This is a genomic window from Pseudomonas sp. KBW05, assembly GCF_003852405.1.
Taxonomy (GTDB): domain Bacteria; phylum Pseudomonadota; class Gammaproteobacteria; order Pseudomonadales; family Pseudomonadaceae; genus Aquipseudomonas.
The window spans coordinates 1-21,076 of sequence record NZ_QAJM01000030.1; the positions used below are offsets into that span (position 1 = coordinate 1).

7 protein-coding genes are annotated in these 21,076 nt (G+C 63.8%); all 7 read left to right on the top strand.

What is annotated here, in order from left to right; all coding sequences use genetic code 11:
- Positions 1 to 129 precede the first annotated feature (129 nt).
- The 7 genes from gspE (at position 130) to DBR46_RS24765 (ending at position 21,053) form a co-directional block, all read left to right on the top strand.
- The gene (gene gspE, locus DBR46_RS24730) at positions 130 to 1,548 is read left to right on the top strand and encodes a type II secretion system ATPase GspE (protein WP_124528323.1); all 1,419 of its coding nucleotides are present in this window, start codon (positions 130 to 132) and stop codon (positions 1,546 to 1,548) included.
- Positions 1,548 to 2,759, top strand: coding sequence for a type II secretion system inner membrane protein GspF (gene gspF / locus DBR46_RS24735; RefSeq protein WP_124528324.1), 1,212 nt, complete (start codon positions 1,548 to 1,550; stop codon positions 2,757 to 2,759). Before gspE ends, gspF begins: the two co-directional genes overlap by 1 nt.
- 460 nt (positions 2,760 to 3,219) lie before the next feature.
- Positions 3,220 to 4,422, top strand: a complete 1,203-nt coding sequence (locus DBR46_RS24740; protein WP_124528325.1) for a substrate-binding domain-containing protein — start codon at positions 3,220 to 3,222, stop codon at positions 4,420 to 4,422.
- A 113-nt stretch (positions 4,423 to 4,535) separates the two neighbouring features.
- The gene (locus DBR46_RS24745; RefSeq protein WP_124528326.1) at positions 4,536 to 5,738 is read left to right on the top strand and encodes a substrate-binding domain-containing protein; all 1,203 of its coding nucleotides are present in this window, start codon (positions 4,536 to 4,538) and stop codon (positions 5,736 to 5,738) included.
- Positions 5,739 to 5,924: 186 nt separating this feature from the next.
- Positions 5,925 to 18,431 (top strand): filamentous haemagglutinin family protein, encoded by a 12,507-nt coding sequence (locus DBR46_RS24750; protein WP_124528327.1) that lies wholly within the window; start codon positions 5,925 to 5,927, stop codon positions 18,429 to 18,431.
- A 385-nt stretch (positions 18,432 to 18,816) separates the two neighbouring features.
- On the top strand, positions 18,817 to 19,410 hold the full coding sequence (locus DBR46_RS24760; RefSeq protein ID WP_017738396.1) for a transposase: 594 nt from the start codon (positions 18,817 to 18,819) through the stop codon (positions 19,408 to 19,410).
- 59 nt (positions 19,411 to 19,469) lie between these two features.
- The gene (locus DBR46_RS24765; protein ID WP_124528328.1) at positions 19,470 to 21,053 is read left to right on the top strand and encodes a ShlB/FhaC/HecB family hemolysin secretion/activation protein; all 1,584 of its coding nucleotides are present in this window, start codon (positions 19,470 to 19,472) and stop codon (positions 21,051 to 21,053) included.
- Positions 21,054 to 21,076: the final 23 nt, after the last annotated feature.

Genomic DNA, 21,076 nt, shown 5'->3' on the forward strand with positions numbered 1-21,076 from the left:
ACCGAGTGTTGGGGCAAGAGCGTTTTGCTTACTTTTGCGCTTTTCAAAAGTGAGCCGCCGTAAGGGCGAAACCAATAGCCGCCGTTACCCAAAAAACGGATATGTACCCATAAAAACAGGGCCACGCCAATGAGCCTACTCCCTTACGCCTGGGCCAAATCCCAACGCATCCTCCTGCGCAACAACGCCGAAGGCATGCTGCTAACGGTGTGCCCCTCAACCCCCGGCTGGTCCATCAGCGAAGTCCACCGTCAATACGGCCAGTCAACCATCGAACAAGTCCGCGACGACGAACTCGACGGCCTCCTCACCAGCGCCTACGCCGACACCGGCAGCGCCGCCGCCGTCGTGGGAGCCGCCGAAAACGAAGTCGACCTCGACCGCCTCATGCAAGACATGCCCGAAGTCACCGACCTGCTCGACACCCAGGACGGCGCCCCCGTGATCCGCATGATCAACGCCTTGCTCACCCAAGCCGCCCGCGACGAAGCCAGCGACATCCACATCGAACCCTACGAAACCCACTCCGTGGTGCGCTACCGCGTCGACGGCACCCTGCGCGACGTCGTGTCCCCCCGCAAGGCGCTGCACGGCGCGCTGGTCTCGCGGATCAAGATCATGGCCCAACTCGACATTGCCGAAAAACGCCTGCCCCAGGACGGCCGCATCGCCTTGCGTGTGGCCGGGCGGCCCATCGACATTCGCGTGTCCACGGTGCCCACCGGCCATGGCGAACGCGTGGTCATGCGCCTGCTGGACAAACAAGCCGGGCGCTTGCAACTGGAAACCCTGGGCATGGAGCCGCAACTGTTGGCCCGCCTCGACACCCTGATCCGCCAGCCCCACGGCATCGTGCTGGTCACCGGGCCCACCGGCAGCGGCAAGACCACCAGCCTCTACGCCGCCCTGGCGCGGCTGGACGCGAGCACCAGCAATATCCTCACCGTCGAAGACCCGGTGGAATACGACCTGCCGGGCATCAGCCAGATCCAGGTCAACGCCAAGATCGACATGACCTTCGGCCTCGCCCTGCGCGCGATCCTGCGCCAGGACCCGGACATCATCATGATCGGCGAGATCCGCGACCTGGAGACCGCGCAAATCGCCGTGCAGGCCTCGCTCACCGGGCACCTGGTGCTGGCGACCCTGCACACCAACGATGCGGTGTCGGCGGTCAACCGCTTGATCGACATGGGCGTCGAACCCTTCCTGCTCGCCTCGTCGTTGCTGGGCGTGTTGGCCCAGCGCCTGGTGCGCCGCCTGTGCCCGCACTGCAAGCAGGAAGACCCGGCCGCGCCCGGCACCTGGCGCCCGGTCGGCTGTGCGCACTGCAACCAGATCGGCTACAGCGGCCGTACGGGTATCCATGAATTGTTCAGTGTCGATGACGACGTGCGCAGCCTGATCCACCAGGGCGCCGGCGAGCAGGACCTGCGCCTGGCCGCCCGCCGCGCTGGCATGTTCAGCATGCGTGAAGACGGCGAACGCTGGGTGCGCAGCGGCGCCACCGCCCCCGAAGAAATCCTGCGTGTGACACGGGACGCCTGATGAATCGCTATCGTTTTGAAGCCGCCGATGCCAGCGGCAAGGTCGAGTCCGGCCATGTGGAGGCCGACAGCCAGAGCGCGGCGTTTGCCAGCCTGCGTGGGCGCGGTTTGACCGCGTTGCTGGTGCAGCTCGAAGGCAACCAGCAAGCGGCGGGCAGCAGCAGTGTGTTCACCCCCAAGCTCTCGGACAACGACCTGGCCTGGGCCACGCGCCAATTGGCCAGCCTGCTGGGCGCCAGCCTGCCGTTGGAAGCGGCGTTGAGCGCGACGGTGGAGCAAGCCGAGAAAAAACACATCGCCCAGACCCTGGCCGCCGTACGCGCCGATGTGCGTGGCGGCATGCGCCTGGCGGAGGCGTTGGCCGCACGGCCACGGGACTTTCCGTCGATCTACCGTGCGCTGATCGCGGCGGGGGAGGAGTCCGGCGACCTGGCCCAGGTGATGGAACGCCTCGCCGACTACATCGAGGAACGCAACAACCTGCGCGGCAAGATCCTCACCGCGTTTATCTACCCCGGCGTGGTGGGGCTGGTGTCCATCGGCATTGTGATTTTCCTGTTGAGCTACGTGGTGCCGCAGGTGGTCAGCGCGTTCTCCCAGGCGCGCCAGGATTTGCCGGGGCTGACCCTGGCGATGCTCAACGCCAGCGACTTCATCCGCGCCTGGGGCTGGCTGTGTTTTGCCGGGATCGTCGGCGGGTTCTGGAGTTGGCGCCTGTATTTGCGCAACCCCGTGGCGCGTCTGAATTGGCACAGCCGCGTATTGCGCTTGCCCCTGATCGGGCGCTTTGTGCTGGGCCTCAACACCGCACGCTTCGCCTCGACCCTGGCGATCCTTGGCGGCGCCGGTGTGCCGCTGTTGCGCGCGCTGGAGGCGGCGCGGCAAACCCTGTCCAACGACCGCCTCGACCAGTGCGTCTCTGATGCCACCGCCAAAGTGCGCGAAGGCGTCAACCTCGCCCCGGCGCTGGCGGTGGAGAAGGTGTTCCCGCCGGTGCTGATCCACCTGATCGCCAGCGGCGAAAAAACCGGCGCGCTGCCGCCGATGCTGGCGCGCGCGGCGCAGACGTTGTCGCGGGATATTGAGCGGCGGGCGATGGGCATGACCGCGTTGCTGGAGCCGCTGATGATCGTGGTGATGGGCGCGGTCGTGCTCGTTATCGTCATGGCCGTATTGCTGCCCATCATCGAAATAAACCAACTCGTCACCTGATCCTGCTGTGTGAACACAAATCAACTGTGGGAGCTGGCTTGCCTGCGATAGCGGTCTTCCAGCTGGCACATTTTTAGCTGACCCACCGCTATCGCAGGCAAGCCAGCTCCCACATGGATTTGTGTTTTTTCAGCTGGGATTGAGGTACTCCCGTCCAACCTCGGGTTCCTCATTCCGTCACATCCCAAGCTCTATACGGCCTCCAGCCCGACCCACTGAAACCTCGCTGTCACCTACCCCCAAACCGCTCAAAACCATGACCAAAACACCCGAGAATCTTTTTAAAAATCAAGCGTTTCCTCCCGAGGTTTTTTCCCATAACCGTCATCGGAAACTGCGACTTTCTCTCCCATGGTTTTCACCCCTGGCCACCCCCGCAAGACGGCTTGGGACCGAAGCCATGGCGTCATGCAAGAGCCATCTACCCCAAACGTACAAACACGACGAAAGGAGCTTCTTCATGTTTAAGCGCAACGTTCTCGCGGTATCCATGACCCTCGCTGCCCTGTGCTCGGCACAGGCTGCATTCGCAGACGTAAACGGCGGCGGCGCCACTCTGCCACAGCCGCTGTACCAGACTGCCGGCGTACTGACTGCCGGCTTCGCCCCTTACATCGGCGTCGGCAGCGGCAACGGCAAGGCTGCTTTCCTGAACAACGACTACACCAAGTTTGTCGCCGGTGTGACCAACAAGAACGTGCACTGGGCGGGTAGCGATTCCAAGCTGTCGGCTGCCGAGCTGCTGGCTTACAAAACCAACAAACAACCGACCTGGGGCAAATTGATCCAAGTCCCATCGGTGGCCACTTCGGTTGCCATTCCGTTCAACAAGACCGGCACCAACGCGGTTGACCTGACTGTTCCACAACTGTGCGGCGTGTTCTCCGGTCGCCTGACCACCTGGAACCAAATCACCGGCTCCGGCCGTACTGGCCCGATCGTCGTGGTTTACCGTGACGAGTCGAGCGGCACCACCGAGCTGTTCACCCGCTTCCTCAACGCCAAGTGCACCGAAGCCAAGAAGTTCGCCATCACCACGACCTTCAAAGACAGCTACGGCTTCGTCGCTGGCGTCAGCGCCGGTACCTTGCCAGCCGGCGCAGTGCCTGCTACCACCAGCCAGGGCGTGATGACTGCACTGAACGCTGCCCAAGGCCGTATCACCTACATGAGCCCGGACTACGCGGCCACTACTTTGGCCGGTCTGGATGACGCTACCAAAGTTGCCAAGATTGGCGGTGTTTCGCCTGCTCCAGGCAACGTATCGGCTGCTATCGGTCAGATCCCTGCTCCAACCGAAGCCCGTGCTGATGGCTCGTTCATCGATGCCACCAACCAGGACAACTGGGTTCCAGTGTTTGCTGCTGCTGCGAGTGGTCCAGCCACCTTCGCTTACCCATCCACCGGCTACCCAATCCTGGGCTTCACTAACCTGATCTTCAGCCAGTGCTACGCCGACGCTAACCAGACTGGTCAAGTGCAGGGCTTCTTCGCTCGTCACTTCGGTGCTTTCGGTAACAACGACACTGCCATCAACGACAACCGCTTCGTACCGCTGCCAGCTAACTGGAAACAAGCGGTAACCGACACCTTCGCGACCGTTTCCAACGCCCAAGGCATCGGCAACACCAGCGTCTGCAACCAAATCGGTCGTCCGCTGTAACCCCTGCTTTCAACGACCCGCAACACCGATCAGCAACGGCCTGTGCCGTTGCTGATTTTTTATTTGCACGTCGATATCACCTCACGGATGAAACTACGCAAAGGAGATTTGTAATGTTCAACACCAAGATTTTCGCGGTATCCATGGCCCTTGCGGCATTGGGCTCAGCACCGGCTGCCATGGCCGACCTTAACGGCGGCGGTGCTACGCTTCCAGAAACTGTCTATCAGACGGCTGGCGTATTGACTGCCGGTTTCGCTCCCTACCTTGGTGTCGGTAGTGGTCGGGGCAAGGTTGCCTTCTTGACGAATGACTACAGCAAGTTAAGGCCAGGTATTACCAATAAGAACGTGCATTGGGTTGCTAGTGATTCGAAGCTGACGGCTGCCGAACTGTTGGCTTACAAAACCAACAAACAACCGACCTGGGGCAAGTTGATCCAGGTACCTTCGTTCGCCACTTCAGTTGCTATTCCATTCAACAAGGCAGGTACTAATGCGGTTGACCTGAGTGTTAACCAGTTGTGTGGCGTGTTCTCTGGCCGACTGACAAATTGGAAGCAGATCAACGGTTCTGGTCGTACTGACGCGATCATTGTGGTTTATCAGTCGGAGTCCAGCGGCACCACTGAATTGTTTACACGCTTCCTTAATGCCAAGTGCAACGAAGCCAAGAAGTTCGCCATCACCACTACCTTCAAAGACAGCTACGGTTTCATCTCTGGCGTCAGCGCCGGTACGTTGCCAGCCGGTGCGGTGCCTGCTGACAGCAGCAAGGCGGCAATGAATGCGTTGAACGCTCGCGAAGGTCGTATCACCTATATGAGTCCGGCGTATGCGGCGTCCACGTTAGCTGGCCTGGAAGACGCCACAAAAGTCGCCAAGGTCGCCGGTGTTTCGCCTTCTCCTGCCAATATTTCGGCTGCTATCGGTCAGATCCTTGCTCCAACCCAAGTCCGCCCTAACGGTTCGTTCATCGACGCCACCGACCAGGACAACTGGGTTCCAGTATTCGCCGCCACTGCAAGCGGTTCGTCCACCTTCGCTTACCCATCCACCGGCTACCCGATCCTGGGCTTCACTAACCTGATCTTCAGCCAGTGCTACGCCAACGCTGCCCAGACTGCCCAAGTGCAAGGCTTCTTCGCTCGCCACTACGGTGCGTTCGATAACAACGACACCGCGATCAACGACAACCGTTTCGTTCCACTGCCAGACAACTGGAAAACCGCTGTAACTGACACCTTCGGTACTGCTTCCAACGCCCAAGGCATCGGCAACACCAGCGTCTGCAACCAAATCGGTCGTCCGCTGTAACCCCTGTTTTCAACGACCCGCAACACCGATCAGCAACGGCCTGTGCCGTTGCTGATTTTTTTTTGCGTTAGCAGCCGTATATGAACTTTGCATGACAGAAGTTCAGTCGCGCCCCTCGCCAACCGCCTAACCCTCATACGTGCGCCTGTCTTGCCCCGGGGCGCTAACAAAGAAGGAAGATTCCCGATGGTCCGCTGCAAACCCACGCTCAAGCTGAATGCCCAGGGCCCGCGTGCCCAGACCGTGTTGCGCCTCAAGCCGCTGGCCCAGGCCATTGCCTTGTTGATGGTGGCGGGCAATGCCCATGCCGCCCAGGCGTTCAGTGCTGCGTGGTTTGCCGAAAAAGGCGCGACGCGCGCCACCACCGCTGCGCGTTTGAGCGCGGGGCAGGTGCCGGGCATGCCGACGCTGAGCCAGCAGGCGCAGGTCAACCAGCGCCTGGCGCGGTCCATCAGCACGCTGAACACCAGCGTCGCGGCGATTGCGGCCCAGCAGGCGGCGCAGGCGGCGGGGCGGCAGGCGGCGTTGGGGCAGGTGTCGAACATTCCCGATGGCCTGGGCAAGGGCGGTTTGCAGGTGGACAACAGCCTGACCCAGGGCTGGATCAACGCCAAGGCGCCGACCCAGTCCCAGGCGGGTGGCAAGACCACGGTGAGCATCGAGCAGACCGCCGACAAGGCGATCCTCAACTGGGAGACCTTCAACGTCGGGCGCAACACCACCGTGGACTTCCAGCAGCAGTCCAACTGGGCCGCGCTGAACCGCGTCAACGATCCGAATGCGCGGCCGAGCGAGATCCAGGGCCAGATCAAGGGCGCGGGCACGGTGATGATCATCAACGCCAACGGCGTGGTCTTCGGCGGCACCAGTCAGGTCAATGTGCGCAACCTGGTGGCGGCGGCGGCGAACATCACCGATGAGCAGTTCACCCAGCGCGGCCTCTACGTCGATACCACCGGCACCCAGCCGACCTTCACCGATGCGGCCGGCAAGGTCGAGGTGCAACGCGGTGCGCTGATCCAGACCCACAACGCCGCCACCTCCACCGATGCCGGCGGCTATGCCTTGCTGCTCGGCACCGAGGTGGAAAACGCCGGCACCATCATCACCGCCAAGGGCCAGACCACCCTGGCGGCCGGTGACAGCTTCTATATCCGCAAAGGCGTCGGCACGGCGGGCAACGAGCGCTCCACCACCCGTGGCAATGAAGTCGCCACCGCCCTCAACTTCGAGAGCGCGGCGGGCAAGGTCAGCAACAGCGGCCTGATCATGGCCTCCACCGGCGACATCACCCTGACCGGTCACCAGGTCCAGCAAAACGGCGTGGCGCTGGCCAGCACCTCGGTGGACACACGCGGCACGATTCACTTGCTCAACTCGGCCAGCGACACCACCGGCAGCGTCACCCTCGGCGCCGGCAGCACCACCGCGATCCTCTTGGATGCAAGCGGCAGCACGGCCCTGAATACCCAGAAAAACAACGGTCTGACCCTGCTCGACGGCAAACCCGCCAACCTGATTGACGGCCAGTTCGACCACCTTAGCGCGGTGGCCGACCGCACCGACCAGTCGCGCATCGAGATCGTCAGCGGCGGCACCGTGGACTTCCAGAAAGGCTCGATCACCCTGGCCACCGGGGGGCAGGTCGCAGTCAGCGCCGGCCAGCGCAGCCTGGTGCGCGATGGCGCGGTCATCGACGTGTCGGGGGCGGTCGGCGTCAAGGTGGCGATGGAAGCCAACAACATCAAGATCAACGTGCAGGGCAACGAACAGCGCGATGTCGCGGTCAACCGCGACAATGGGCAACTGATCAACAACGACGTGTGGGTGGACTTGCGCGAGCTGGTGTTTGTCGCGGCGGGCACCAACGGTTATGCCACGGACCGCTGGTACACCGCGGGTGGCTTGCTGGAAGTCGGCGGTTACCTCGGCACCCAGGGCCACTCGGTGGGCGAGTGGATGGCCCAGGGCGGCACCGTGACGTTTACCGGCAAGGATGTGGTGACCCAGCAGGGCGCGCAGATCAACCTGTCGGGCGGCACCGTGGATGTGCAGGACGGCTACATCCGACAGACCTGGCTCAAGGGCCCGGATCGCCGCCTGTATGAGCTGTCGCGGGCGCCGGGGGACATTCTCTATTCCGGGATCTACAAGGGTTATGAAGACACCAGCGTGCGCTGGGGCCAGACCGAGTACTACTACAACCCGCTGATCGCGCCGCAGGGGCGCAACGAGGCCGGTTATACCGTGGGTCGTGATGCCGGCAAGCTGGTGGTCGGCACCACCAGTGCGGTGCTCGAAGGGCAGGTGGTCAGCGATGTGTTCCAGGGCGAGCGGCAGATGCAGGCGCCGGCGATCAACCTTGACGGCTACCAGCAATCGCAGAACGCGATGGCCCAGCGCGCGCAGTTGATCATTGGCCAGTACGTGCCGATCTATAACAAGACCACGGGCACCTTGCGGTATGCGTTGGGCGCGACGGCCGAGCAGGTGTTGATCGACAGCAATACGCAAAAAATCGCCGACGGCCTCGACCTCACCACGGAACTGCCGACCGAGCGTCAGGGCCAGATTGTGCTCGACAGTGAGCAGCTCAACGGCTACCAGTTGGGCGCGGTCAAGGTTGCGGCCAATCAGCAGGTCAGCGTCAACGGCGCACTCAACGTCGCCGACGGCGGCACCATCACCCTGTTCGCGCCGGGGGTGGCGGTCAACGCCAACCTCACGGCCCACGGCGGCAGCATTCATGCCGGGAACATTCTCAGCCAGGTCGATCCGCTCAAGGACGGCGCGGTGGCCGACACGATCCTGCCGGGCGATGGCAGCCTGACGGTGGCGGAAGGGGTCAAGCTGGACGTCAGCGGGCGCTGGAACAACCTGCTGCTGGACGCTGCCAACAACACCGGCGTGGCCTATGTGAACGGCGGCAAGGTCTCGTTGCGCGGCACCGGCAACATCAGCCTGGCGGCCGGTAGCGTGGTGGATGCGTCTTCCGGCGCCACGCTCGGTGTGGACGGCAAGCTGGCAGGCGGCAAGGGCGGCAACGTGACCTTGAGCGCACTCGGCGCCCTGGGCCTGGACGGTGAGCTGCGCGGCTACGGCGTCAACGGCGGCGGCACCCTGGCGTTGCAGACGCGCAAGGTGCAGATCGGCGACAGCGCCGTGGCTGCGGATGCCGACACCCTGAAACTGGCGGGTGACTTCTTCAACAAGGGCTTCTCCGCCTACGACATCACGGGCAACGAAGGCTTGCTGGTCACCGACGGCACGCAGGTCGATGTCAGCGCCCCGGTGCTGCGCGCGGGTGAGCAGGCGCTGTCTGCCGTCACCGGCAGCGATCCGGCCATCGGCCTGGAGCGCTGGACTCCCGAGCTCTACCAGGAAGACGCGATCAAGGGCGTACTGACCCAGCGTCGCGGTGCAACCCTGAGCTTGAACGCCGGCGAGATCAATTCCACCGCCGAGCAAATGGCAAGCACCGTGCTGACGGTGGGCCAAGGCGCGGTGATCAATGTCGACCCGGGTCAGGCCATCAACCTGCGCAGCGTCGGCCAATTGAACATGGACGGCACGCTGAATGCCTGGGGCGGCAGCATCACCCTGGGAGGGCTGCGCGCAGCCGCGTCTGATGCGGTGAACTCCCTCGGCCATGGCCGATCGATCTGGGTCGGCGAACACGCGCTGATCGATGCCGCAGCGCGGGCGGCGACCGCGCTGGACAACCGTGGCCGCGCCTATGGTGTGGTCCGCGACGGCGGCACGATCAATATCGGCGGCACCCTCGACCTGGCGACGGGCATTGCCACCGCCAGTGATTTGTTTGTGGTGGTGCGCGAAGGTGCGCGCCTCGACGCTTCCGGCACCCAGGCGCCATTGAATATTGCCGGGCAGGGCCTGGTGCAGCAGGCCAGCAATGGCGGCAGCATCAGCCTGGCGTCGAATAACGGCCTGTACCTGGACGGCAGTTTTGTCGCCCGGGCGGGCGGCGCTGGCGCGGCGGGCGGTAGCCTGGCCGTGGCGCTGGAAAGCCCGAACTACGAGCGGTTTACCGCCGTTGATCAGGTGCTCAAGGGCCGTGAATTGCTGATCAGCCAGACCCATCAGCGTCACGACCTGGCGGGCACCCCAGAGGACGCAGCCGCAGGCCTGGAATACGGCCATGGGCGCCTGGGTGTGGACCAAGTCAGTGCGGGCGGCTTTGATAACCTGGCGCTGATGAGCAACGGCATCATGGGCTTTGACGGCGACGTTGCACTGGCGATGGGGCAGAGCCTGCGCCTGTTCGGTTCGGCGTTTGCCCTGAGTGAAAATGCTGCGGATGATTCGCGGGTCAGCCTGTCGGCGCCGTATCTATTGCTGAGCGGTATCAACACGCCCGGCAAGGACCAGTACATTCGCCCGATTATCGAGCTGCCCAAGCCGTCGTTTCTGGAGACGGTCGCGCAGTTCAATGCCAGTGGCAACCTGATCGATGTGCGCGGCAGTGTGTTGTTTGGCCTCAAGGGCAGCCTGAATCAGGCGGACTGGAGCTTATTGGATATTGAACGTCGCGGTTTTGATCAGGTAAACCTGACCAGCCAGGGCGACCTGCGCTTCCTCGCCGGGCCGAATGAGAACGAAATTGCGCCGGGTATCAGCACCCAATTGCTGACCCAGGGTGATATGACCCTGCGCGCGGCCCAGTTGTATCCGGGCACCCAGGCCAGTGCGCGGGTGATTGCGGGCTATCTGGGGGCAGAGGGTAACAACTCGATCCAATTCGACCCGCTGCGTACGCTGACCATCGGCCGTACCGGCACTGCCGATGCCGCCATGCCGTATTCGGCCTTCGGCCGCCTGCAACTGGGCGCGGCGACGGTTCGCCAGGGCGGTGTGGTGCGTGCGCCATTGGGCCTGATCGATATCGGCAGCATGGGCAGCAGCCTGGTGCAATTGTTGCCGGGCAGTCTCACCTCGGTGAGCGGCAAGGGCCTGGTGCTGCCGTATGGCGGCACGCTGGACGGCCAGGAGTACCGCTATAACGGGCAAAAGGTCACGTTTATCGGCCAGGGTGGCGTGGCCACGGCGATGAGCGATCTGAGCGTCGGGGTGATTCTCGGCGGTACTACGGTGGCCGTGCAGCCGCAGGCCACGCTGGATCTGTCCGGCGGCGGCGAATTGCTCGGGGCTGGTTTTATTTCTGGGCGTGGCGGCTCTACCGATGCGCGCTTCAACCCGCTGGTGCAGTTCGGCGCCAACGGTGGGTTTGTGCTGCCGGGCCTGGCCACCAACCCGGTTTATGCGATTGTGCCGGGGATTCAGACGGGTGCAGCGCCCGTGGCGCCGGAGGGCGGCGCTTCAGCGCCAATGGTCGGCCAGCAGGTCACGATCGGCGCCGGCGTGCCGGGGTTGCCGGCGGGCACCTACACCCTGATGCCCTCCACCTACGCGTTGCTGCCGGGGGCCTTTCGCGTGGAGGTCAATGGCCTCGCCGGGCTTGGCAGCGACGCGGCGACCACCTTGATGCGCAACGGCTCGTGGGCCACTTCCGGGCACCTGTCGATTGCCAATACCGGGATCAGCAACAGCATCGCCAGCCAGTTGATCCTGACCTCGGCCGATACCCTGCGCCGTTACTCCCAATACAACGAAACAAGCTATGCCCAGTTCGCCAAGGCCGATGCCGCGCGGCTAGGTGTGCCGCGACCGATGCTGGAAGCCGATGCCAAGACCTTGAAGCTGGCGCTGCGTCCCGGTGCGGGTGCCGATGGCTTTTCGTTCGAGGGCGTAGGGCGGTTTGAGGCTGCTTCAGGCGGGTACGGCGGTACGGTGGCCGTGACGGACCCAACTTGGCAGGGCATTGAAGTGATCGGCGCCGGCAAGGCCGCCACGGCAGACTACGCCGGCATCACCCTCAAGGCCGACACCCTCAATGCCTTGGGCGCCTCACGCCTGGTGGTGGGCGGGATGACCGTGGTGGAGTACGGCCAGTCCGGCAACTTCATCGGGCTGGCAGGGGGCCTCAATGGCGCCAACAGCACGGTGACGTTGCGCGAAGGCGCAACCCTTGCCGCGCCGGAAGTGTTCCTGGTCAGTGACACGGGCGGCATCGTGGTCGAGCAGGGCGCCTCGATCAACACCCTCGGGCGTGGCAAGGCCAGCTACGACGCGCGTGACGGGTTTATCTACCAGGTGCTGAACATGCTGGCCGTGTCCAACGGGCTGCTCAATGTGGTCAGTGCGCGCCCGCAAAGCATTGTCAGTCAGGGCATTAACGTGGGTGCTTGCGACAGTGGCGCGTGCAGTGGTGGGACTGGCTTGTATTCCGATGGCAGCATCGTCGCGTTGACCGACGGCACCTTCCAACTGGGCGACTCGGTGCGCTACGGCACCCGTCACCTCAACCTGGGTGTCAGCGCGATCAACCTGGGCAGCGTCGAAGCCCTGGCCGCAGCGGGGAACCGCGTGCCCGCCGGGCTGACCCTGACCCAAGCGCTGCTCGACCGCCTGCTGCGCGGCGACACGCAATTCGGCGCACCCGCCCTGGAAACCCTGCAACTGTCCGCCCGTGACAGCTTCAACTTCTACGGCAGCACCCGCCTCGACACCTACGACCCGGTCACCGGCAAGTCGCTGCTGAGCAACCTGATGCTGTCCACCCCGGCGATGTATGGCGCCGGAGGCGCCAACGATGTGGCGACGATCCACACCGCCAACCTGATCTGGCTGGGCGCCACCAACGCTCCTGGCACCGTGGTGACAGGCGGCGCGGGCACCGGCAGCGGGCGCCTGGACATCAACGCCGAGCGCATCGAGTTCGGCTATGGCGACTTTGGCCAGCCGAGCAATGTAAAAAGCTTCGACCGCCTGGCCCTCGGGTTTGCCAACGTCAATCTCAACGCCAGCGAGCGCGTCACCGCCAACCACAAGGGCAGCCTGAAGGTGTACCAGAGCCAGGGCGCCTATGACCCGGTCACCGGCTTCCAGTACAGCGGCGGCAACCTGACCATTCGCACTCCGCTGATGACCGGTGTCGCCGGCTCGGTCAACCGCATTACCGCCGGTGGCGCGATTGATATCGGCGCCTCCGCAGGTTCCCGTGGCACGGCCAGCGGCCAGGGTGCCGAGCTGGCCTTGCAAGGCGACAGCATTCGCGTGGCCGGGGCGGTGGTGTTGCCCAGCGGCAAGGTCAGCCTCAGTGCCCGTGGCGATGTGGTGTTGACCGATGACGCATTGATCGACGTGGCCGGGCGCCCCATCGCCTTCAACGATGTGACCCAATACGGCTGGGGCGGCGACGTGTTGCTCGACAGCCGCAACGGCAATATCCGCCAGGCATCCGGTTCGACCATCGACCTGTCGGCCCAGCACAACCAGGCCGGTAAATTGCGCGCGGTGGCAACCGACGCGGCGGCCGGGATCGTCGATCTGCAAGGCAAGATCCTGGGTAGCAGCAGCGGCTATTACGCAGCCGGTGGCACGTCGATGCCCTACGAGGCCGCGACCGTGGAACTCCAGGCCCAGCACCTGGGCGGCAGCGGTTCCCTCGACCAGCAATTTGCCGACCTCAACGGGCGCCTCAATCAGGGCGCGGTCTATGGTGGCCGCAGCTTCCAGCTCAAGCAGGGCGACTTGACCATCGGCAACGGCCTCAAGGCCGGCAATATCAGCGTGTCCCTCGACAACGGCCGCCTGCGGGTCAACGGCCTGGTGGATGCCAGCGGTGAGCGCGTCGGCAGCATTACCCTGGCCGGCAAGCACGGCCTGACCCTTGACGGCACCGCGGTGCTCGACGCCCACGGCAGCAAGCTGCGGGTGGACAGCTACGGCAAGATCATCGACTCGCCCAACCGCGCCATGGTGGTGCTGGGCTCTGGCGACGGCCAACTGACCCTTGCCAGCGGCGCCCGCATCGACCTGCGCCACGGCACCGACGGCGCGGCCGGCAACGACGGGCGCAATCGCGGCACCCTGGAACTCAACGCACCACGCCTTGGCAGCAACGACATCGCCATCGACGCCAGCGGCCGCGTGACGATCCAGGGCGCGCGTTCCATCAGCCTCAATGGCATGGCCACCTACGACGATGCCCCGGAAAAAACTGACGCCACCGCCAGCGGCAAGCCCTATCAGGAGATCACCCAGGGCTACCTGGATGGCAAGCACGCGCTGAGCAACGACTTCATCAACGCCGCGTTGCAGAACACCGACTTGCTGCAAAACAAACTCGCTGGGCTGAACAACGCCACCTACGCCGATGCTTTCCATGTGCGCCCCGGCGTGGAAATCGTCAGCAAGACGGCGGACGGTGACCTGGTGGTGCAGGGCGACCTGGACCTGTCCCGTTATCGCTACGCCAGCCTCAACCCCCATAGCCAGCAGGACAACGCGGTCTACGGTTCCGGTGAATCCGGCAGCCTGATCCTGCGTGCCGGTGGCGACCTGAATATCTACGGTAGCATCAACGACGGCTTCGCGCCGCCGCCAGTGTCGGCGGACGACAAGGGTTGGGTATTGCTGCCGGGTATCGACTACCGGGGCGGTACGGTGGTGGTGCCGGGCAACGGCGTGACCCTGGCCGACGGCACGGCGTTCCCGGCGGGCACCACGCTGAACTATGACCTGCCGATCAAGGGCCTGACGGTCGCGGCCAACACCCGGTTGCCGGTAACGGCGACATTGGGCCAGGAGCTGGTATTGCCGGCCGGCAGCGTCGTCGCGGCCGACGTGCGCGATGCGGGCGGCAATCTGTTGTTCGCCGCTGGCACCTTGCTCAGCGAGGCGCAGACATTGGCCGAGGGCACGCAACTGGGCGCCGGTACGCTGTTGACCGAGGGCACCGTGTTGCAGGGCATGCTCTGGCCGAAAGGCGTGCCGTTGCCAGGCGTGCATCAGGCCAATCCGAGCAACAACCTTGTGTTGCTCGATGGCATTAAGGACTTGCCTAAAGGCGCGCTGATTCCTGCTGGCACCAATGTGAAATTGCCCGATGGCGTGAAGTCGGTGCAACTGCGTGCTGGCGGGTCCGGGCAGCTCTGGGCTATCGCGCCGATGCTGGCCGAGGGCACGCAGTCGTGGTCGTTGCGCCTGGTGGCAGGCGCCGATACCGAGGCCGCCGACAACCGTATCCTGCAAGCGCATCCGCGCAGCGGCGACCTGCACCTGGCGGATACGCATTACGGCATGTTCTCCAAGCAATTGCCGCCTCGCGGCGTACAAACCTGGACGGCAGCTGCAGTGACGTATCTGGCGGGTGTCGGGGTGAGCGCCAAGGTGGGTGACCCGGTCGATCAGGCCGTACTTGATGGCCTGAACAAGGGGTCAGTCGAGGACTTCTGTGGTGCGTCCCCGCAGTTCTGTTTGTCTAAGGTTCCGTACACTGCCACTCAGTCGGCGGTCAACGTATTCGCGCAACGCGGCATCACCGTAGCGCTTGGCGCCGATTTGACCGACGAGATGTTCAGTCGTATCGGCTACCCTGCCGTATCCGTCGTGTGTGTCGGTGCGCCCGCGCTTTGCCAACTTAAATTCCCGCCGGAATACGCCGCCGCACCCGCGAGCACCCGCTTGAGTGTCATCCGCACCGGCACCGGCGACCTGGACTTGTTGAGTGCAGGCAACCTGAGCATGGACTCGTTGTATGGGGTGTACACCGCCGGCACGTCCTCGTCGGGCACGTTCGAGGGCGACCCGTATAACCAGCCCAGGGCGAAGCAAGGAGTGGCGAAAACTGTGTTGAGCGCGGGCAGCCTGTTCGAGCAGTTCGTCAACGGCTCGCCCACCAGCCTGTACCGGGCGTGGTATCCAGAGGCTGGGGGTAATCTGACGATCACGGCCGGGGGCGATTTGACCGGTGATATCACCAGCACCACTCTGAACACTGTCGGGCGTCCCGATCCCAAAGATATCGGGACCGACTCGGCCAGCGTCGGCAACTGGCTATGGCGCCAGGGCAGCAATGCGGTGGCGACCGGAGGGCAGGCGCAACCGAGCGCCTGGTGGATCAACTTCGGTAGTTACGCTGCGACGCCTTCGGGGGCCGATACCATGCTTGGCTTCACCGGATTTGGCACCCTCGGTGGCGGTGACCTGACTGTCAATGTCGACGGCAACGCCGGGGTCTTGAATACGCTAGGTTATGGCCTCAGCAACACGGCGATGAACCCCCATAGCCAAGGCCTGGTGCTGGCAGTCGGCAGTACGGGCAGGGTCGCCGGCGATGGCAGCTTGCAGTTGACCGGCGGCGGCGATCTTCGGGTGCGTATCGGCGGCAGCTTGAACCCTGCCAGTCTTGCAAGCTCCGATGACCACCGTGATGGCGTGCTGGTCAACCTTCGCGGGGATGTGCAGTTGCGCAGCGCCACCCTGGGCAGCGTCGATCTGCTGTACGGCAATACGTCCACCGAACAGAGCCCCGGCGAGACGCGTGCATTCGACCCGCTGGTCTCGACCCGTGGCGTGGCGCGTGGTGGGCTGACCCTGGTGCCGGGTGACGCGACGTTCAATGTGCAGACCCTGGGCGATCTGGTGGTGCAGAACGTTGAAGACCCGGGCCGAGTGCCAATCAACTATGCCTCGCCGTTTGCACAAGGCACCACCCTGGGCACCGGCGCCAGTTGGTTCACGTTGTGGACCAAGGACACGGCCATCGACCTGTTTTCCCTGGGCGGTAGCCTGACTCCCCTCAGTCGATCCAGTACGCCGACTGACCTGGCCGTGGTCTACCCGTCAATTTTACGAGCAACGGCGGCGGGTGGCAGTTTGTATTACGGCAAAGCGGCCGAGCAGCAGAGCAACTCGGACAACAGTTTCACTTATCCGCTGCTGCTGGCCCCTGGGCAGAATGGCCAGTTGCAATTCCTCGCCCAGGACTCGATCTACGCTGGCGGCATGGCGGTCAGCCAGTCCGGGACGGCGCAGAGTGCGATGGCGACCCCTTGGAACCCTGCGTATCAAGGCAGTATTGGTAACGCAGTGGTTACCAGTAACCTGTCAGTCAATGGCAACTTGGTTACCCGGGCGTTGTTCGCATTCGGGTCTGGCACGACGGCGGCTTCATCCGCTGGCAGTACTGAGCCGGCACGCTTTTATGCGATGGACGGTGATCTGGTCGGGGTGAGCAGTGGCAGGGGTATCACGTTTGGCACGAACCCAAGTGATCCGCACCAAGGTGAGACCTGGTATGAAGGGAATGGCGCGGTTCGGATGATGGCTGGGCGGGATATCGTCAGTAGTGGTCGTATTTTTGGCCTCCAGGGGCTGTTTGGCTCGATTCCGACCGACAACCTCTTCATCCACAAAAACCCCAACGACATCTCCATCGTCTCCGCCGGCCGCGACATCCTCTTCAGCAACTTCCAAGTCGCTGGCCCCGGCCTACTGGAAGTATCGGCCGGGCGCAACATCCTGCTGACCGGCGCCGGCGGCGAGCACAGTGTGACCAGCCTCGGCGCGATCCTGCCGGGCGATACCCGCCCCGGTGCGAGCATCGTCATGCAGGCCGGTGTCGGCGCCAACGGGCCGGATTACCAGCGCTTCGTCGCGACCTACCTGAACCCGCTCAACCAGGCGCAACCCGGTGAGTCGCTGCAGGGCATCAAGGTTGCCAAGACCTACGAAAACGAACTGGTCACCTGGCTGGCCGAGCGCTTCGGCTTTGTCGGCGACAGCGAGCAGGCGCGGGCCTACTACGCGGCGTTGCCTGCCGAGCAGCAACGGGTGTTTGCCCGCGACGTGTACTTCGCCGAACTCAAGGCCGCTGGCCGCGAGTACAACGAGGACGGCGGCGTGCGCCAGGGCAGCTACCTGCGTGGTCGTACGGCGATTGCAGCGCTGTTCCCGGACAAGGATGTGGCCGGCAACCCGATCACCTATCAGGGCGATATCACCCTGTTCAACGGCTCGGGCGTGCACACCAATGCCGGTGGCTCGATCCAGATGTTCACCCCGGGCGGCGGCCAGACCTTCGGCATCGAAGGCGCGGCACCACCGTCCACGGCCGGGGTGATCACCCAGGGCGCCGGGGATATCCAGCTGTACTCCATGGGCAGCATCCTGCTCGGGCAAAGCCGCATCATGACCACCTTTGGCGGCTCGATCATGGGCTGGACCGCCGCGGGCGACATCAACGCCGGGCGCGGTTCCAAGACCACCGTGGTGTACACGCCGCCCAAGCGGGTCTACGACAACTGGGGCAACGTGAGCCTGTCGCCGTCGGTGCCGAGTACCGGCGCGGGCATCGCCACGCTCAACCCGATCCCGGAAGTGCCGGCGGGGGACATCGACTTGATCGCACCGCTGGGCACCATCGATGCGGGCGAGGCGGGCATTCGCGTGTCGGGCAACATCAACATCGCGGCCCTGCGGGTGGTGAACGCGGCGAACATCCAGACCCAGGGCAAGTCGTCCGGGGTGCCGGTCTCGGCCACGGTCAACACCGGCGCCATGAGCTCGGCCAGCGCGGCGGGGGCGGCGGCGTCCCAGGCCGCAGAAGACGCCGCGCGCAACCAGCAGGCGGCGGCGAAGCAGGGGCGGCCGTCGATTGTCACCGTGGAAGTGCTGAGCTTTGGCACGGAGCCGGTACCGCGTGAGCCGGAGCAGAAGAGCTCCAGCTACAACCCCAACAGCCCGGTGCAGGTGCTGGGCGCCGGGCCGCTGAGCGAACAGGCGCGGGCGCGGTTGACGGATGAGGAGCGCCAACAGATCAGTTTGTAGCGTTTTTTGAAGGACCTCTCGATGTAGCTTTGGGCGATCACCGATCGCCCTTTTTTTTGATGCTTGAGAATGTACGCAGATCCAAATGTGGGAGCGGGCTTGTGTGGGAGCGGGCTTGCTCGCGAAGACGGTGGGTCAGCCAGTACATGTATCAACTGACACACCGCATTCGCGAGCAAGCCCGCTCCCACACAAAAGCCCGCACACATTTTCTACCGTGTCGGGGCCTGGGAATTGCCCCCCAGCCAATCCTAAATGAAGCTTTCATGACAAAAGTTCGGTAGCTCCCGCCCACCCCCGTCTCTCCTATGTAACGCGCTGGATACGATCAAAAGTCGTCGCCAAAGCCGTCAGCAGGACGCCAGGAGTGGGGCAAATGGGAACTATGGAACGTTACTCGAAAGTCGGTATGCAGGAGCTCGATCAGCGCCTGTCGAAGATCGTCGAAGCCGCGCGCAAGAAGCCGGTTTCGGTGTACCGCTACGGCGCGCCGTGGGTGTGGATCGTCTCCCAGGACGATTGGCAGGGCGCGTTGAAGGAAGTCTCCAGCTTTATCCCGGCGGGGCATTCGCTGGTGTTGCTGCGCCCGCAGATCGACGAGGTGCTCGACAGCCATCGCGACTGGCTCCAGCCCGAGCCGGGCATGCTGATTGCGCCGCACACCGTGGTGCACATCCTCCTGTTGCAACTGCTGTATTCGGTGCCCAGCGAGCAACAACTGCATGAGCAACTCAATTACAACCTGCTGTTCCGCTGGTTCGTCGGCCTCGACCTGAACCAGAAAGTGTGGGGCATCCATGTCCTGCAACGGGACATCGCCAGCGTGCTGGGCAACCCGCGTGCGGTGCAGTTGATCCAGACCATCATCGGTGAAGTGTTTTGTGGCGCCTTGCTGCACATGCCGGAGTTCTCGCTGAACTTCGCCTTGCTGCACACCTGGCTGGCCCGGCACAGCCACCTTTCGACAACCAGCAATTGAGCAGGCCAAACGCCGTGCAAACGGCGACGGCGCAGAATCTTGGAAAGTTAGGGGGCGGTGTGGAGCATCTGTTCAAGTCAACGCTGGCGCTGTGCTGCCTGACGCTGGGGGCCTTGGCCTTGCCCGCGCAGGCCGAGGAGGAGGGCGCGGCACGCCGGGTGGACGTCAACGAGTACTTCGTGCGCGGCAATACCGTGCTCGATGCGGCGGCGATCGAAGAGGCGGTGTACCCGTTTCTCGGCCCGCAAAAGACCTTGGGCGATATCGAAGGCGCCCGCGATGCGCTGCAAAAGATCTACCAGGCGCGCGGCTACCAGTCGGTGTTTGTCGAGCTGCCGGAGCAGAAGGTCGATGACGGTATCGTCTACCTGCAAGTCAGCGAAACCAAGATCGGCCGTGTGCGAGTGGTCGGCGCCAAGCATTACTCGCCGGTGGAAATCCGCGACGAAGTGCCGGCCCTCAAGGAAGGCGAAGTGCCGGACTTTGCCACCGTGCAAACCCAGCTCGCCGGCCTCAACCGCGGCGTCGGGCGCCAGGTCACGCCGCTGGTGCACGAAGGCCAGCGCCCCGGCACCATGGACGTGGACTTGCAGGTGGAAGACCAGAACCCCTGGCACGCCAGCCTCGGCCTGAACAACGACTACAGCGCCGACACTGAAAAGCTGCGCTCGGTGGCTACCCTGGGCTACGACAACCTCTGGCAACTGGGCCACAGCGTGTCGCTGACCTATTTCACCGCGCCCCAGGACAGCAGCAACGCCAAGGTCTGGTCCGGTTCCTACAGCGCGCCGCTGGATGAGCGCTGGACCTTGCAGTTCACCGGCTACCAGTCCGACAGCAACATCGCCACCATCGGCGGCAGCAACGTGCTTGGCAAGGGCCATTCCTACGGCGTGTCGGCGATCTACAACCTGCCGGCGACCAATGTCTGGGCCAACTCCTTCTCGTTCGGCATCGACTTCAAAGACTTCGACGAAGAGATGCAATTCGGCGCCAGCCGCGACCAGGTGCCGCTCAAGTACGCGCCGTTCACCCTTGGCTACAACGGCTATCGCTACACCGAGCAATCCCAGCTGGGCCTGGGCCTGAACCTGGTGGTGGGCACCCGTGCGTTCTTTGGCTACGGCAGCGATGCCGAAGAGTTCGACTACAAGCGCTACAAGGCCAGCGCCAGTTTTGCGGTGCTCAAGGGCGACCTGAATTACACCTACACCTTCGCCAACAACTGGCAGTCGGCGTCGAAGGCGGCGTTCCAGCTGGCCTCGGGGCCGCTGGTGTCCAACGAGCAGTATTCCGCCGGCGGCGCCACCTCGGTGCGCGGTTACCTGGCGGCAGAGCGCACTGGGGACGAAGGTTACTTGCTGTCCCAGGAGCTGCGCACGCCGTCGGTGGCCAAGTACCTCGGCAGTTATGTGCAGGAGTGGCGCTTCTATGCGTTCGCCGAAGGCGCACGCCTGCGCCTGCACGACCCGCTGCCCGAGCAAGAAGACGAATACAGCCTGGCCAGTGTCGGCCTGGGCACCCGCGCCAGTTTGAGCAAATGGTTATCCGGCAGCCTGGATTGGGGCTACCCGCTGCTCAATGGACCGAACACCCAGAAACAGGACTCGCGACTGCACTTCAGTGTGCAGGCGACTTTCTGACTTTTTCTTTCGGAGACTTCACC